At 69.6% G+C, this 13,729-nt stretch carries 17 protein-coding genes; 3 read left to right on the forward strand and 14 right to left on the reverse strand.

Features of this window, described 5'->3' with window-relative positions; genetic code table 11:
* Positions 1-429: 429 nt before the first annotated feature.
* Together ACH4YL_RS40130 and ACH4YL_RS40135 are read left to right on the forward strand one after the other, a co-directional pair.
* Positions 430-735: a hypothetical protein gene (locus ACH4YL_RS40130; RefSeq protein ID WP_398512479.1), complete on the forward strand. Its 306-nt coding sequence runs from the start codon at positions 430-432 to the stop codon at positions 733-735.
* 8 nt (positions 736-743) lie between these two features.
* On the forward strand, positions 744-944 hold the full coding sequence (locus ACH4YL_RS40135; RefSeq protein ID WP_398512480.1) for a hypothetical protein: 201 nt from the start codon (positions 744-746) through the stop codon (positions 942-944).
* A 186-nt stretch (positions 945-1,130) separates the two neighbouring features.
* Here ACH4YL_RS40135 and ACH4YL_RS40140 read toward each other — a convergent pair whose 3' ends face one another.
* The 12 genes from ACH4YL_RS40140 to ACH4YL_RS40195 form a co-directional block, all read right to left on the reverse strand.
* Positions 1,131-1,838 (reverse strand): hypothetical protein, encoded by a 708-nt coding sequence (locus ACH4YL_RS40140; protein WP_398512481.1) that lies wholly within the window; start codon positions 1,836-1,838, stop codon positions 1,131-1,133.
* A gap of 130 nt (positions 1,839-1,968) precedes the next feature.
* On the reverse strand, positions 1,969-2,307 hold the full coding sequence (locus tag ACH4YL_RS40145) for a hypothetical protein (RefSeq protein WP_398512482.1): 339 nt from the start codon (positions 2,305-2,307) through the stop codon (positions 1,969-1,971).
* A gap of 372 nt (positions 2,308-2,679) precedes the next feature.
* Positions 2,680-3,189, reverse strand: coding sequence for a hypothetical protein (locus ACH4YL_RS40150; RefSeq protein ID WP_398512483.1), 510 nt, complete (start codon positions 3,187-3,189; stop codon positions 2,680-2,682).
* A 312-nt stretch (positions 3,190-3,501) separates the two neighbouring features.
* Complete coding sequence (locus tag ACH4YL_RS40155) at positions 3,502-4,485, reverse strand: hypothetical protein (protein WP_398512484.1); 984 nt, start codon at positions 4,483-4,485, stop codon at positions 3,502-3,504.
* Between the two features lie 125 nt (positions 4,486-4,610).
* Positions 4,611-5,297 (reverse strand): TIGR02391 family protein, encoded by a 687-nt coding sequence (locus ACH4YL_RS40160; RefSeq protein ID WP_398512485.1) that lies wholly within the window; start codon positions 5,295-5,297, stop codon positions 4,611-4,613.
* 58 nt (positions 5,298-5,355) lie between these two features.
* Positions 5,356-5,790 (reverse strand): hypothetical protein, encoded by a 435-nt coding sequence (locus ACH4YL_RS40165; RefSeq protein ID WP_398512486.1) that lies wholly within the window; start codon positions 5,788-5,790, stop codon positions 5,356-5,358.
* A 1,002-nt stretch (positions 5,791-6,792) separates the two neighbouring features.
* Positions 6,793-6,975, reverse strand: coding sequence for a hypothetical protein (locus ACH4YL_RS40170; RefSeq protein WP_398512487.1), 183 nt, complete (start codon positions 6,973-6,975; stop codon positions 6,793-6,795).
* Between the two features lie 4 nt (positions 6,976-6,979).
* Positions 6,980-7,414, reverse strand: coding sequence for a hypothetical protein (locus tag ACH4YL_RS40175; RefSeq protein ID WP_398512488.1), 435 nt, complete (start codon positions 7,412-7,414; stop codon positions 6,980-6,982).
* Positions 7,411-7,986: a hypothetical protein gene (locus ACH4YL_RS40180; RefSeq protein WP_398512489.1), complete on the reverse strand. Its 576-nt coding sequence runs from the start codon at positions 7,984-7,986 to the stop codon at positions 7,411-7,413. Before ACH4YL_RS40180 ends, ACH4YL_RS40175 begins: the two co-directional genes overlap by 4 nt.
* 409 nt (positions 7,987-8,395) lie before the next feature.
* Positions 8,396-9,061, reverse strand: coding sequence for a class I SAM-dependent methyltransferase (locus tag ACH4YL_RS40185; RefSeq protein ID WP_398512490.1), 666 nt, complete (start codon positions 9,059-9,061; stop codon positions 8,396-8,398).
* Positions 9,062-9,125: 64 nt separating this feature from the next.
* Complete coding sequence (locus tag ACH4YL_RS40190) at positions 9,126-9,587, reverse strand: glycine-rich domain-containing protein (protein WP_398512491.1); 462 nt, start codon at positions 9,585-9,587, stop codon at positions 9,126-9,128.
* Positions 9,588-9,841: 254 nt separating this feature from the next.
* Positions 9,842-10,027, reverse strand: a complete 186-nt coding sequence (locus ACH4YL_RS40195; RefSeq protein WP_398512492.1) for a hypothetical protein — start codon at positions 10,025-10,027, stop codon at positions 9,842-9,844.
* 117 nt (positions 10,028-10,144) lie between these two features.
* On the opposite strand from ACH4YL_RS40195, the gene ACH4YL_RS40200 reads away from it, so the two are divergent.
* Positions 10,145-10,903, forward strand: coding sequence for an XRE family transcriptional regulator (locus ACH4YL_RS40200; protein ID WP_398512493.1), 759 nt, complete (start codon positions 10,145-10,147; stop codon positions 10,901-10,903).
* A 107-nt stretch (positions 10,904-11,010) separates the two neighbouring features.
* On the opposite strand, the gene ACH4YL_RS40205 is transcribed toward ACH4YL_RS40200, so the two are convergent.
* Both ACH4YL_RS40205 and ACH4YL_RS40210 read right to left on the reverse strand, forming a co-directional pair.
* Positions 11,011-11,628, reverse strand: a complete 618-nt coding sequence (locus ACH4YL_RS40205) for a hypothetical protein (protein ID WP_398512494.1) — start codon at positions 11,626-11,628, stop codon at positions 11,011-11,013.
* A 134-nt stretch (positions 11,629-11,762) separates the two neighbouring features.
* Complete coding sequence (locus ACH4YL_RS40210; protein WP_398512495.1) at positions 11,763-13,274, reverse strand: DNA-processing protein DprA; 1,512 nt, start codon at positions 13,272-13,274, stop codon at positions 11,763-11,765.
* Positions 13,275-13,729 lie beyond the last annotated feature (455 nt).

Raw genomic sequence — 13,729 nt, forward strand, 5'->3', positions numbered from 1 at the left:
CCCCACCCACCCCCCCCCCCCCCCCCCCCCCCCCCCCCCCCCCCCGGGGGGGCGGGGCGGGGCCCCCCCCCCCCCCCCCCCCCCCCACCACTGACCGTCGCGCCACCGGTCCCCGACCGCGGGCCGGGGGCAGGGGGAGCGGGTACCTTCGGCCACGCCCGGCCGCCCCGGCGCGGACGCGACTGCGCAACCCTCGATACGGCCGTGCATCGAGGGAGCATCGTGCACCGGCTTCGACACCCCGGGTGCGCACGGTTCACGGGGTGATGAGCGCGCTCAGCGTGCACGGGAAAGGTCTGCACAGTCGCCGGCGGGCGCACGCCGAAGGAGCGTTGAGCGGCGGCAGGCGGGCGGTGTTTGTCGGATCGTGACCCGTGGTCGCGCTCTTTGGTCGGAGTTCTGGTCGGGGCTGTGGGGTGGGCTCTCGGCATGACCACTGCGCAGACTGTGTATGTGCTGTTCGCCCACGAGCCGTACTACCCGCCACCGAATGCCCAGGAGATCAACGCGACGCTCGTCGCGGGCGCCTCCCTTTCGCACCCCAAGGTTCGGCAGCCCGACGGGATCCGCATGCACCGCCTGTTGTCCCGCGGCCGGGCCGACGGCGAAGTCGTTTCCTTGGCCACCCTCACTCACGAACTGAACGGCGGCTCCGACTGGCACCGCATTGGCGACTGGGAGCAGGTCACTTCAGCTGTGCTGACCCTCGTCCGTACCGGCGGTGCGACGGCCTGAGCCTCGGCATGCCCGCGATCGACCGCGCCCTCATCTGCAGCGGACCGCAGACCAGGGTGCGCACCCTGGCTGCACGGGGCGGACATCCCACCGACTACGGCCCGTTGGACCGCGCGGCTGTGCTGTCGCGCATCAAGGAGCAGCTCGACCGGATCGTCCGGCAGGGTGGCCCGGTGTGGCCGGGCGACGGGCTCCGGCCCGCATCCTGACGCGTTTGGTCGCTGTGGTGCGTGTCGCGATGGCCGGTCCGCGGCGGCGTGTGCCGCCGCGGGGCGAGGTGGCTGGCCCCGCCATGCCGGCCATCGGGCGGTCACCTGGCCCGCTCGGGGGATCAACAACCCCATAGCCAGATGCCGCGTTCAGGTCAGCGGGATGCGGATCCCGCTGAGGATTCATTATCGCCCGCGTGCCGCAGCCTGTTCCAGGATGCGGCGCCGTCTCCAGCCGCGGCGGGGCCGGCCGCGGGAACTGGGGATCTGGCCGTCCGTGTCTTTCAGGAGTGGCAGGTTGCCCTGGGAGAGGGAGCTGCTGAAGGTGTTGACGCTCTTGAAGCCCAGGAGCGCGGCCGCCTCGGCCGCGCCGAGCAATTCATCCGGATCCCCGTCCGCGGAGACGGCGGGGAGTTCGGGAGCGTTGCGTTGCACTCCGCTGCGCCGGCCTTTGCCGGGACGTGCCGCCAGCCAGTCGGTGATCGTCCTGCGGTACCAGGACAGTCGACGCCACGGGCGCTCGGCAGTTCCGAGGTGCTCGACTTTGTCGGGTTCGGGGAAGTAGCCCGGGTGATCGCGCAAGTAGGTGGTGATCTGGTTCGGATTCTTGTACCCGAGGAGCGTCGCGACCTTACTGGCGTTGAGGAGTTCGTCCGGATCGCCCGCCGCGGTTGCCTGGCTCAGGTCCTGCAGCCGCGACTTCTCCCGGGCCTCGAACCACTTCGCCACCTCGGCGTGGTCCCATTCCTGCTTCCGCCCTTTGGCACGGGGGGCCGCCGGGAAGCCGGTGTTCGCGCGGTCGGAGTGCAGCGCGTTCACCCGGCCCGGGCTCAGCCCGAACTCCTGGGCGATCTCCGCGGAGTCGACGTAGCGGGGCGACGGCTTCGAAGCCATGGCAGCAGCATCCATCCGGCATAGGGCAAGGCGTTCTTCGCTCATAATGGCAGAAGATGGAGTGCGGGGTCCAGCCGGCCGGCGCTGCTTCCTTGGCCCCGGCCGGGGGACCGGCCGCCCGGCCTCGCCCCTACTCGGAGATGAGGCTCACGCCGCGGTGCGCGGCGATGTCGACGAGCGTCTCGTACGCGAGCGCAGCCGGAGTCTCCTGCCACTGCACGAGGGCCAGGAGCCCGAGGGCCTCTTCGCGGCCCGTACCTGCAGGGGCCGGGTACGCGGCGCGGCGGCACTCCTCGAGCAGCTCGCTGAATGAACTGGTGCGGTGCCGTTCGGTCATCGCCATGCGGATCTCGGTCAGGCCGTCGTGATACAGGTCGTGCCCTTCTCGAAGGAGCTCGAGCAGGGCGTCTGACCCGGCCGCCGGAGCTTGGGCGGCCAGGTCCATCAGGCGCTGGGGTGAGGTCGTCATCATCGTCATTGTCTCTCGTCGGGCGACCGACGGTCGGGGAAGGTCAACGGCCGGGCTTCCGGCGCGGTGGCGGGCACGGCGTGCATCCGGCGAGCGCGGCGCGGACCCGTCAAATTCGGGCCCGTTGTCGGGGCAGACGATGCCGGGGTGGCTCCGGCCAGCCTCGGCCGAACTTGCCGTTGTCGCACGCGTACTCCGCCCGGTCGGGGATGCGGTTGCCCTGCGCGGGGGTGGTCATGCAGCCAGCAGCCCGGCTGACATGGCGGTGCGGACGGCCGCGCCGGAGGGGGTTGCGAGGTAGAGCACGGCAGCCCCTTCCGGGCGCGTCGAGGGCGGTGAGTCAGGTGGTGGGGAGGCGGAGCTGCTCGCCGGTCACTTCCCTCCATTCGGCAGCGCAGCGGGGTTGTTCCTTGTTGCGGACGTGCGCGGGCGCGTGACGAAGAGTTCTTCAGCGGTGGGGAACGTCGGGCGCCGGTGGCGGAGCCAGACCCGGGTGCGGCCGAAGCGGGGGTCGTTCTCGACGGGAAAGCTGTGGTGGTCGGAGATGGTGGTGAGCCAGCGGCGGAGCTGGTCGGGGCGGCCGACGTCGACGCGCTCGACGGAGCGAAGCGCGGGTGCCCGCGCGGTTCGGGTCAGTCTTGGAGACCGGGAGGATGCGCCGCACGTGGTACAGGGCCCAGGGGCAGGCCAGTTCGCGTTCGAAGGCTTCCAGACCTTCTGGTCGTCCGCCCGAGCGGGGTCGAACTGCTCCAGGAGGCTGCGCTTGCCGAACAGGCGGGCGTTCGGGTTGAGCGCGACCGCCGTGTACTCCAGGCGCAGCACCCTTCCGGCGATGTCCGGGTGCCAGCGCATCCTGTCCAGGTGGGCGGGCAGCGCGCCCACCTGAACAGGGAAGCAGCAGAAGGTGCAGTACGACTTCTCTCACGGGACGCCGAACCGCTCGCGGAGGTAGTCTTCGCACTTCTGCCGTCCCCAACCCCATTCAATGAGCGGGTAGACGCCGGTTGCGCAGCGGACGTGATGCGGCGGCCCGGTCGCTGAAGGCATGGCCAACTTCGTCGGCGTTGAAGCCCATCAGCTGCCGGAACGGCTGGCTAATGACGCTGCTGATCCAGCGGTCGCCCACTTCGCCCTGATGCTGCTTCTCTGCACTAAGTCAAGTTCGCGGGGCGATGGAGTGGATCCGGGGGCGTCTCATTCTCCTCCAAGAGCCTTCCAGACGTGGTGACTTCCTGTGTGCCAGGTGCCTGGCGCCGGACTGTTGATCGTGCGATGGTCGCTCCGAATCTGCAGTGCGGCCTCGGCTCGGGCAGCCTGAACCGCAGCTTCGATGACGAAGTAGCGGCCGGCCTCGTAGTCGTCCTGGGTCAGGGTCTGCTTCTGTGCCTCGGATAGGTGGAAGTGATATTGGTTCTGCTGCCCCGTGTAGTGACGGCGAACGTGGGGACAAAGAACCTGGAACCGCGCGTATCGGCTGTAGTCGATGCCGAGAGCGATGATTCGCATGGCGACCTGCATGTTGCCGACGGCCTGAGTAAGCGGTTCGAATGCCCGCTCCAGAGGGTCTGTTGCCGTGCTCATAGGCACTTCGATGGTGGGTCCGAACCTAAATGGTTGCCTGGTGTCGTAGGTACTGCGCTCACCGTAGTGATCGAGTAGCTCGGTGAAAGCGATCATGAGACCGGCCATCGCCATCGGTAGTGCTCCGGCGTCAGCATGACTTTGTGCATCGCGGAGGATGCTCGTGATCTTCGGCTGAGAAACAAGGTCAAGCATGTCAACGCCGTCGAAGCCGACTCCGAAAACCATTGGGACTGCGTCGGTAAAGAAGGTCGCGGTGTCTGAGCGCGACTGTTCGATGGCGCTCTTAGAGGGGAAGGTGCCGTGATGCTTGAACTGGACTCGGAGGTTGTTCATGCGATTCATGGCAGCCTTGCTAGGCAGAGCGGCTTGGCCCGGCATGCCAGATTGAATCTCGCTCCAGTAGCCGATAAAGGTGACGCTCTTCGACAGTGAGACCCCGAGATGGTCTGCAGCGAGCCGAAGGAATTGTTCGACAGCGTCATGGAAGGACAGCACCGCAGTGGCGGATAGCGGTTCGGGCTGACGCGCCTGTGTCTGTCCCTGGTCGTAGAGGAATCGGACGAAAGCCAGTCGTTCGATCTCAAGCGCAGTCATCGGTGACGACACTGAGCCTCCCGTTTAGCTAGACACGGTAACTGTGGGCTGGTGAAACACCGACGGCCGCCTCACTGGCCCTTGTCGCCAGTGCGGTGGTCGTCGTTGTGCCCGTGGCGGAGGGCTCAGGACTCATCGATCTTGTTGAGCAGGCGCATGAGCAGGTCTGCCAGTAGGAGGACCTCGGCTGCTTCTGTGGGGTCGGTGTAGTCGACCCGGCGGTGGCTCGGTGGGTTCTTGAACAGGCCTATGGCGCCCTTGAACAGTTCCATCATGCCGACGGCCTCACCTCCGTCGACCGTGGAGTCGGACAGTGGTCCGGCGGCCTGATCTCCCTTGCCGGGCCGGAACGCTTGCTGCATGAGGGCGGTGCCCGTGAGGGAGTCCGGGAGTCCGGCCATCGTCCGGACGCGAAGCTCGACCTCCTTCATCGCCAGCAGCGCGGCGGCTTCAAAGTCTCCTCGCAGGAACTGTGGCCGCGCCTTCGCCTCGAGAACTGGAACGAGTTCGATGTCAAGTCGCTGAACGGCTCGAATCCACGGCAGTCCTCGGTCGAGCGCGGCGTGTCCCTGACGGCTAACGAGGAAGGAGCCCGGTGAGTCCTGCTGGACGTTCCAGACCACCAGCCCTCGGTTGAGCAACCATGTCCATGCCTCCGTCAATGCCAGAACGGCGTCCTGGCTCTGCTGGTAGGCGACCCGAGCGTGCTTGAGCCAGTTGTGCCAGTTCCACTCATTGTTGTCCCGAGCGTCCTTGAGCACTCGCAGGGCAAGATCGTCGACTGGCAGGGCCACGATCTCGTCCGCTTCCAAGGTCCAGTCAGTGCCCAGAGACATGCGCTCTCCTGCTTTTGAGGGCTGTGACAGCAGCTCATGGTGTGCGAGGCCGGGGCAGGCCCAGATCCACCGGACGCCGGGCCATTCGGGCCGCGTCGGCTTGCTTGGTACGGAGGAAGGTCAGGGTGATGTTGATGCCGTCGATCTCTCCGAGCCGCCCTTCGCTCTCAGCTCGCTGCCGCCGCTGAAGTAGATCCTGCTCCAATTCGGCCAATCGTGTGAGCATTTTCGGGTTGACCTGGAGGCCGGGGGCGTCGATGAGCCCGCAGCACACGCCACACAGGCAGGTCGGGTCGTAGGTCTGCGGGCGGGCCTCGTACTGGTCGTTGAAGTAGTCGGCGCTGCGGTCGGGGAAGCTGGCCAGGATCAGGTCGCCGCTGACGACGTCGCCGGCCATCATGACGCGCGCGGCGGCGGGATCGCCGAGCAGGGGAGCGTGGTCGGCGTCGTCCGGGTAGGCCCGTGACAACGACCGGATAGAAGCCGACGGGCTGTGGCATGGCAGGGCTCCTTTCGGGCGTGAGGGCGCACGAGGCGTGGGGCGAGGGCGTGGGTCCAGGGGCCGCGGGGCCGGTCAGGTGCGGCCGGTCCCCGCGGCGGGGGCGGGAGTTGTGGCGTCGGGGGCGAGGCGGTGCCAGCCTCGCGGCGCTGCTCGGTCCACCAGTCCGGCGTGCCGCCCCCTGCTGGTGTGGGGCGTTGCGCCGCCGGAGCCGCAGGGGTGAACCCCCCTCCCGCCTGCAACAACGTCAGGACTTGGGGGGCAGCCAACCCCGCCCGGCGGCAACGGTGCGGATGACGGCCACGGCTTCTGCGGCGCTCAGGCGCGACAGAGGTATCTCGGCGCCTGCCCTCCGGTGTCTCCTGGACGCGCATTGCGGGCACGCTGGAGCCGTCCCAGGGCCGGTGGAGAACGATCACATGGTTCTCCACCGTGAGTCCCGGTACGGCGGCGATGATTCGCTCCGTCAGTTGCAACCGCCGGGAATTGGCTTCGGCGTGCTGCGACTCCAGTTGGCGGGCCTGGCGGAGGGCGTTCTCGTAGTCCGGGAGCAGCCGTCGGCGGATCAGGTCAGCGGTGTAGGCCGCATTCCAGAACTGGGCTGATGTCAGGACGATGGACAGGTTGGGGTAGTGCCTGGGGCCGTCGGCGGTGAGCGGCATCTCGACGATGTAGGACTCGCTCTTGCTGCCATCGGATCGCAGGTGAATGGGACGTCCCTCGCTGCCGGCCATCACAGATGGCCGAGAGGCCCGGGGACGGCTCTCCGCGGAACTCGTCGCCGAGCAGATGGGCGATCTCTTCGGCGTGGGTCTCAACCTTCGTGCGCATGGTCATGTCTGGCTCCTCGAAGAGGGGTTGAGGGGGTGTGGTGTCGGCGGCAGCTCCCTGAGCGCGCCGACACCTGCTCTTCGCCCACGGAGGTCCTGCTGGTCGCGCCGCGGTGGGCGTCCCGGTGGACCGGGCTGGGGACTAGATCGGGCGCCCGTCGAGGGCGCTGAGGTCGATCTCCACGGTGCCGGAGCCCCGCGCGCTGACGTGGAACACGTCGGCGGTGGATTCCGGATCGAGCTGCTTCTGCCGCGCCTGGCGCGCCGCGTCCTCGGGGCTGTCCGAGTCGATCTGCGTGGTCCAGGCAACCGTGTACTCGGGCATGCGGTCAGTCCTCCGGCGACGCGTAGCAGGACAGCGCCTTGGGGATGTTCCACGCGTAGCTGAGATGGCCTTCGGACGGTGTGCCGCCGGGGTTGTCGGCGTCCGCGGTGTCCTGCTCGACGAGAGCGCTCGCCTGGTCGGCGAGCTGGCAGAGCGTCGCCATGTCCTGGCCGCCGGGCCATTGCCAGGCGGTGCCGTGGAGGGCGGTCCAATGCCATGCGCCGGTGGAGTTGGTCCACTCGACCATGCGACGCCAGTTCCCGGCGCTGGGCTCGCGGTGGATTCCTGGCGCGTGATTGGCGGGCTGGAGCCGCCAGTCGTGCGCGCCTTTCAGCCTTGGGTCTTCGCCGTGTTCGTGCAGCGCTTGGAGGACGTCGGCCGGCAGTGCCCACAGGGCTTCCGGCTCTGTCGGCAGGGCGCGGTTCGCGTTCTGGTTCATGGCGTCCTCGTCTGTACGGGGCGGTGTGCGGTCTGTTTGTGATCGCGGATGGCGGCAACGGCCGCTGTCGTGTCGGCGGAGAAGTCCCGGGTTTCCGCTCGGTGGAGTTCGTGGGCGGTGCCGCTGGCGTCGACGTACATGACCAGCCATCCGCAATGGTCGGCGGGGGCGTGGTCGATCAGGGTCTCTGTGTCGCCGGTGGCGCAGACCCACAGCAGGGTGTCGACGGTGATGGAGTCGCAGCCGGAGCTGGCGTGGTGCTCAAGGTGTGCGCCGATGCCCGCGGCGGCGAGTGCGCTGACCATGAGCTGTCCGGCGGTCTTGTGGGGGGCGGGACGGTCGGGGGCGCGGTAGGTGCGGGAGAGCACGTCGTAGCCGTGCGCGGCGAGCAGCTGAGAGATGCGGATGGCGACGTCTTGGGCATGCGTGGTGGTCATCGCGTAGGTCTCGGCGAGCGGTTCCCAGTGGAAGCCGGACTCTTCGAGGAGCCAGATGGCCGCGTCGTCGATGTCGTCCATGGACTCGGGCGCGGCGACCACGCCGAGGTGAGGGTCAACGGTTACGAGGAACACGAGTCCTCCTGTGCTGGTACGGGCACGGGGGTGCACGGTGAGGGCGTTGCGGGGAGCGGGGAGCGGGGAGCGGGGAGCGGGGAGCGGCGAGCGGGGGGTGAGGGGGAGTGCCCGCCCCGGTTCGATATCTATAATAGTGGAACATGATGGGACGTGAACCCCCCTTTCCACCTGGTGTTTTTACTGGTCGCCAGTTGGCGCCACCTCGACCCTGACGGACTTCCCTGCTGGACTCACTTCCGCCGTCACTCGCTGAGGGGGTGCAGCTTCCTCGGCACCGGTGAGGAAGTGGCAGCCGTGGTCTGAGGTGCGGCGCGAAGTGTAGGCCGTCATGACCCGCATACGACAGAGCCCTGGCCTGTCCGCGCCGGGGGGACGCGGGCAGGCCAGGGCGGTGGTGGGGCGGGTGCTATCCGTGGGCGCGGACGAGGAGTGTGCCGATCTTTTTCGGGCCGGGCGGGGCCGGCAGGACGCGAGCGGACGCTGCGGTGAATCCGTGGTCGGCCAGGATCTCCATCCACCGTTCGGGCTCGTAGTCCCAGCGCTTCACGACGAGTGGGTCTTCGTCCTCGGAGCGGTTGATGTACGAGGCCTGGCACCCGTAGCAGCCCTCGACAGGCGGCCGTTGGGAGAACGCCAGGACGCCGCCGGGGCGCAGCCGGTCGCGGATGAGCGGCAGTAGCTCGTCCGGGTCGCTGAACCACAGAGCGCCGAACACGGAGTAGACCGCGTCGAAGTCCTCGGCAGTGTCCGCGAGCAGCTGCACGGCGTCGCCGCGGCGCAGCACCATCCCGTCGACGTCGCCCCAGCGCGCTTCCGCGGCCCTCAGCTGTGCGAGGGACACGTCGACACCGACCGCGCGGGCTCCGAGCGTGGCGCAGTGGGCGAGGTTGCCGCCCTTGCCGCAGCCGAGGTCCAGGACGGTGGCGCCCGCGCCGATGCCGAGGACTTCCGCGCCCGGGCCGTGGTCGGGGTACTGCGTCCAGTTGAACCAGGTCGTCTCACCCTTGGCGTTCGTGGGGCGCCGCTCGGGCTTCTGCTTCGAGTAGGTGTCCCACGCGATGGTGTCCGTCAACGTGCCAGCCTTTCGCCTGCGGCGGGCCGCCCGGCAGGGATAACCGGGCGGCCCGCAGGGTGGGTTACTTCTTGGGGCTGTCGTGGCATCCGGCATGGCACTGGCCGCAGTCGGCCGAGCCGCGCCACAGTTCGCTGTCCACGGTGAGACCTGCGGCGTTCAGGGCAGCCACCGTATTACGCAGCGGCTCGCCCGTCTTGGAGTCGTGCCCATCGGCCTCGGTCTCGGGCACGTGGTGGACGAACCGTCCGACGACCCGCTCACAGAAGTCGGCGTAGTCGACGGTGTGCAGGATGAACGTGTGCCATCCGATGTCGACCAGCTTGCTCGGAACGAGCCGCTGGCCGGGGGCGTGTGCGCTGGCGGCGAGGAAAGCGGCCGTCTGGGCGACGATGCGGCGGGCCATGGGCCCGTCGATCTCGGTGTGCTCATTGACGATGCGGGCGCTGAGCCGCTCTGTCACCTCGGGGTCGACGAGCGAGGCTGGGTCGGTGGTGCCCACGGGACGGTCTAACGCGATGGTCATGCTTCCTCCTGTGTGGACGCTGCCCTCGGGTGAGGGCCTGGCCCCGTCCGCACCGGGTCAGGGGTGCGCCGGTGCGGACGGGAGTCGGTGGGGTGTGGCGACGGGCAAGCGGCAGTCGGTGGGTTCGGCGTGGATGACGAGACGAATGTCGGGGCCGGACATGCGGGGCACCCAGTGGATGAGCCCGTTGTCGGTGTGCTGGCCGCAGGCAGAGCACTCGCCGGTTCCGCGCGGCTCGTCGTCCCACATCGGGCTCATGGGGTGCCCGGCTCTGTGCAGCGGGGGCAGCTGCAGGGCGGGTACGCGAGCGAGAACGGCAGCACGTCAGCCGCCGGGAGCACGGACGCCTTGACGGGCGTTCGCTCCTTCGTCTCCGGGTCGACGCGGTACACGCTGATGGCGAGACCTGGGCGTTCCTTGCCGCTGCCTGTAGTCGTCACGGATTCAAGATGACGGGGCCACAGAGAGTTGCGCGGCGTCAGTGTAGGCGTCAAAGCGGCGACATACGGGGCGTCATTTCGGTGTCATTCAAGGCGGGTTGGAGCTACCGTTCTCCCATGGCCACACCGAACAGCGCACTGCGAGCGGTCCGCATGGGCCTGCTCATGTCCCAAGACGACTTCGCCCGAGCCGTCCGCGAGGCCGGCACCCGCGCGGGCCAGCCCAACGACGCCAACAAGCGGCTCGTACAGCGCTGGGAATCCGGCGCAACCACAGCACCCCGGCCCATCTACGCGCGCGCCCTGGAATACGTCACGGGCCTGCCCATCGAGTCCCTCGGGTTCAGCGGGGTCGTGCCGATGGCACGCGTCTCCGACGACGGGCAGGGCGGCCACGACGTCGAATCCTCCGTGAACGGCATCGCCGCTGCCGCCGCGCCGCAGCCCGAACCGCAGGGCGGACACCGCAACTACTCGGGCGTGTGGCTGTCCCGCTACGAGTACTTCTCCAGCGGCCGCGACTCGGCGTTCACCGGGCAGCACTTCGTGGTCGTGCTGCAGCATGGCAACCGTCTCACGGTCCGCAGTCTGCCCGGCTCGTCCGACTCGCCGCTGACGATGGATCTGGAGATCGACGGCCATGTCGCCACCGGCACGTGGACAGAGCAGACTGCGACCGAGGGCTACTACCGCGGCGCGCGCTACCACGGCGCGATCCAGCTCCTTGTCGAGCCGACCGGGCGCCGCATGACCGGCAAGTGGGTCGGCTTCGGTAAGGAGTTCGACGTCAACACCGGACCGTGGGAGCTCGTGTTCCAGGACGCGTCGACGAACAAGGCGACGCTCGCGGCGTACAACAAGCGGCCCGGCGCCTGATCCCGGACGCGGTGAGCGTCCGGCGCGCGCAGGCCGCGGCCTGGTCCTCGGTGCTGCGGGCTGGGCCGCCGGCTCGCGCGGTCGTCGCCTCACAACGGGTGGGCGTTCTACGGGCGGTGGGCGAGTTCGGCGAGCCGGGCCATGGCGAGCGGCGACGGGGTGAAGAACAGTGCCTGCGCCTGCTCTTCGGTCAGGTCGAGCAGCCGGGCGGCGGTGCGGGGGATGGGCGCTGTCATGCGGTAGGGGCCGACCGCGGCCGGCACGGGTTCGGTGTGCAGGTCGTATCCGGCGAGGTGGCAGACGGCTCCTGCGATGCACAGGGTGATGCCTGCCGGTGGCTCCTTTCCGGCGGGCAGGCGTATCCCGTCGGCGCTGATCGGGCCGACCCATGTGGACTGGTCGTGCATGCCGGGGCGGGCGTTGAGCCAGTCGTAGACCTCGGCGGCGAGCAGCGCCTGATCGTCCGGGGTGAGAGACACCGTGCGGACGCGGGGGGCTCCGTTGTGGTCGCTGTCGTACTGCGCCCGCTGGATGCGGCGCAGCCGGTCGGACTCGGGGCAGTTCTGTACGGTGCCCTGCCATCCGTCGTCCATCAGGACGCTGGGACCGGGCTTGCCGCAATCTCCGCAACTCTGCTCGTGGTCGTGGGCGGCCACTTGGGCGGCGACGTAGGCGCTGGATGTCGCGCCGTTCGCGCGGGAGGCGAGGGTGAAGATGCGGTCCATCGGGTCTCCAGGGGTCGTCGAGGGCATGCGTGCCCGGCTCGCGAGGCGTGGCGAGTGCCGTCGGCGGGTCTGAGGGTGAGCGAGGGGGTGGTGAGGGGCAGGGCCCCTCACTCACGGAACTAATAATAGTGGAACTATGGGTGGTGTGAACCCCCCGTCCCACCAGCCTGCTCGGGCGCGTCGCAGTGCGGACGGCCGTGCCCGGTAAGGGCGTTGACGACGTCGGCGGAGCCCTCCACCCGGCACGCGCGAACAGACGCGAGCAGCCGCGCCGCCCTGCGGGGATACCCGGCGCCTGAGTCGGCGTCGCCCGAGTTCAGCAGGAACACCGCGCGGCCCATGCTGTATGCGGCTCGGGCGGCTTCCAGCGGCACGGTGCTGGGGTCGGGCTCGGGCTCGACCAGCACGACGGCGCGCGTGAGGGCAGCGAGGAGCCGCCCGGTGGCGGCCAGGGTGTCTGCGCTGGTCGGGGTTCCGGGCCGGTAGGCGCTGACGGCCACCCCGCCCCGATGCACGACGCGGTGGAGCAACTCGGTCTGGTTGTAGGGGTGGCAGCGGTCCAGTCCGCACGGGAGCACAGCCAGAACGGGAGCCGGTTCGGCGTGTACGGCTCGCTGAGCGGCATTGGCGATGCCGTATGACAGGGCGGTGGCGACGGCGTGCCCGGCGTCCGTCAGATCGCGAGCGAGTTGTCCGGCGGTGGCGTTGCCGCTCTCGCTGGCGTTGCGACGCCCGGTCACGGCTACAGCGCGGGCAGAGAGTTCGGCCAGGTTCCCGGTGCCGCGGACCCAAAGCCCCAGCGGGCAGGCGTCGCCGAGCGTGTCCAGGGCGGTGGGCCACATGTCGTCACCGGGGATGACGAATTCGGCCGTGAGCCGGGCTTTGGACAGCTCGGCCTCAGGCCGGTACGCGGCAAGGCGGCTGCGGGGATCGGGAGCGGTGAGCCGCTGCCACAGGGCGGCGGCACCGACGCCGGCCAGGCCGGCGGCGACTTCGTGGGGGCGGTAGAAGGCGGCCAGCGCGGCGCGGGCGGCGCGCTCACTGAGGGGCGTGGGCGACAGGGACACAGGAACCTCCGTAGGGATCGGCGGAATCGGGCGAGGATCGTGCGGCGCGCCTGCCCGGGGGGCACCGTGCGCCGAACGCGCACGGTCACCCTCGGTCCTCAGGCGCGCAGGGGCGGGAACGGTGGCGGTCCGCCTGCGTTGCGGGCGGCGCAGTCCTTCAGCCTCGGTGCGCCAGTGGTCGAGCCTGCGGCGGTAGAACGCTGCGGACTCGTCGTGGATCTCGGCCCAGTGCGGCAGATAGTCCGCGCGGTGCGCGAGGCTTTCGCGGGTGGGGGCGAGTACGAGGGCGAGCAGCGGACTCGGCTGAGCGACGCACCAGCGGGCGGCCTGCCACCATGCGGCGGTCACGACGCAGGCGTCTCGGCGGTGGCGGGTGGCGTCCTGCTCGCTGCGGCGCATGTCGGCTTCGGCTACAGGGATCATCTCGGCGAGCCACTTACGCAGTCGCGGTGTCTGGCGCCGTCGGGCTACGGCGAACAGCCGCGACAGATCGGGGCGGCGGGCGTAGTCGGCGGCGATCGCGCGCATCACGGCTTCGAGGGTGTGGGCCGTCTTCGGGGAAGCGTCGCGGTCTTCCATGTCCCGGATGCCGCAGGGGGTCAGGCTCCATCCCCATTCGCTGTCGGCGGGTTCGTTCAGCAGGCGCACGATGTTTCCGGTGTAGGCGCGGCGGCTACTGCGGACGCGGGGCAGCGGCTCGGTGGGGAACTCCTCGATCGCGTTGGCGGATCCGAGACTGACGCGTACGGCGTCGAACTCGTGCCACTCGCTGGGGCGGTGGGGGCAACAGCGTGCATGGTCCCCCGGACGGCTCCGGTGAGCGTGTAGCGGATCGCGCCGGTGTCATCGGGATCGGCGGCGGTGATGCAGACGGTTCCGGATGCGGTCGGCAGGCTGAACACGGGCGGGCTCCCTGGGGTATGGGTCGGTGGCCGGCGCCCGGGGGGGGGGGGGGGGGCCCGCGGCCCCCGGGGGGGTAGGGGGGGGGGGGGGGGCGGGGGGGGGGGGCGGGGGTGAGAACGGCGGGGGCGGGG

It is taken from the genome of Streptomyces sp. NPDC020681, from assembly GCF_044334895.1.
Taxonomy (GTDB): Bacteria; Actinomycetota; Actinomycetes; order Streptomycetales; family Streptomycetaceae; genus Streptomyces.

Bases quoted from the DNA above. Each gene is read 5' to 3' on its own strand.
- ACH4YL_RS40130 (WP_398512479.1), top strand. From the start codon at position 430: ATGACCACTGCGCAGACTGTGTATGTGCTGTTCGCCCACGAGCCGTAC.
- ACH4YL_RS40135 (WP_398512480.1), top strand. From the start codon at position 744: ATGCCCGCGATCGACCGCGCCCTCATCTGCAGCGGACCGCAGACCAGG.
- ACH4YL_RS40140 (WP_398512481.1), bottom strand. From the start codon at position 1,838: ATGGCTTCGAAGCCGTCGCCCCGCTACGTCGACTCCGCGGAGATCGCC.
- ACH4YL_RS40145 (WP_398512482.1), bottom strand. From the start codon at position 2,307: ATGACGACCTCACCCCAGCGCCTGATGGACCTGGCCGCCCAAGCTCCG.
- ACH4YL_RS40155 (WP_398512484.1), bottom strand. From the start codon at position 4,485: ATGACTGCGCTTGAGATCGAACGACTGGCTTTCGTCCGATTCCTCTAC.
- ACH4YL_RS40170 (WP_398512487.1), bottom strand. From the start codon at position 6,975: ATGCCCGAGTACACGGTTGCCTGGACCACGCAGATCGACTCGGACAGC.
- ACH4YL_RS40175 (WP_398512488.1), bottom strand. From the start codon at position 7,414: ATGAACCAGAACGCGAACCGCGCCCTGCCGACAGAGCCGGAAGCCCTG.
- ACH4YL_RS40190 (WP_398512491.1), bottom strand. From the start codon at position 9,587: ATGACCATCGCGTTAGACCGTCCCGTGGGCACCACCGACCCAGCCTCG.
- ACH4YL_RS40200 (WP_398512493.1), top strand. From the start codon at position 10,145: ATGGCCACACCGAACAGCGCACTGCGAGCGGTCCGCATGGGCCTGCTC.
- ACH4YL_RS40205 (WP_398512494.1), bottom strand. From the start codon at position 11,628: ATGGACCGCATCTTCACCCTCGCCTCCCGCGCGAACGGCGCGACATCC.
- ACH4YL_RS40210 (WP_398512495.1), bottom strand. From the start codon at position 13,274: ATGGAAGACCGCGACGCTTCCCCGAAGACGGCCCACACCCTCGAAGCC.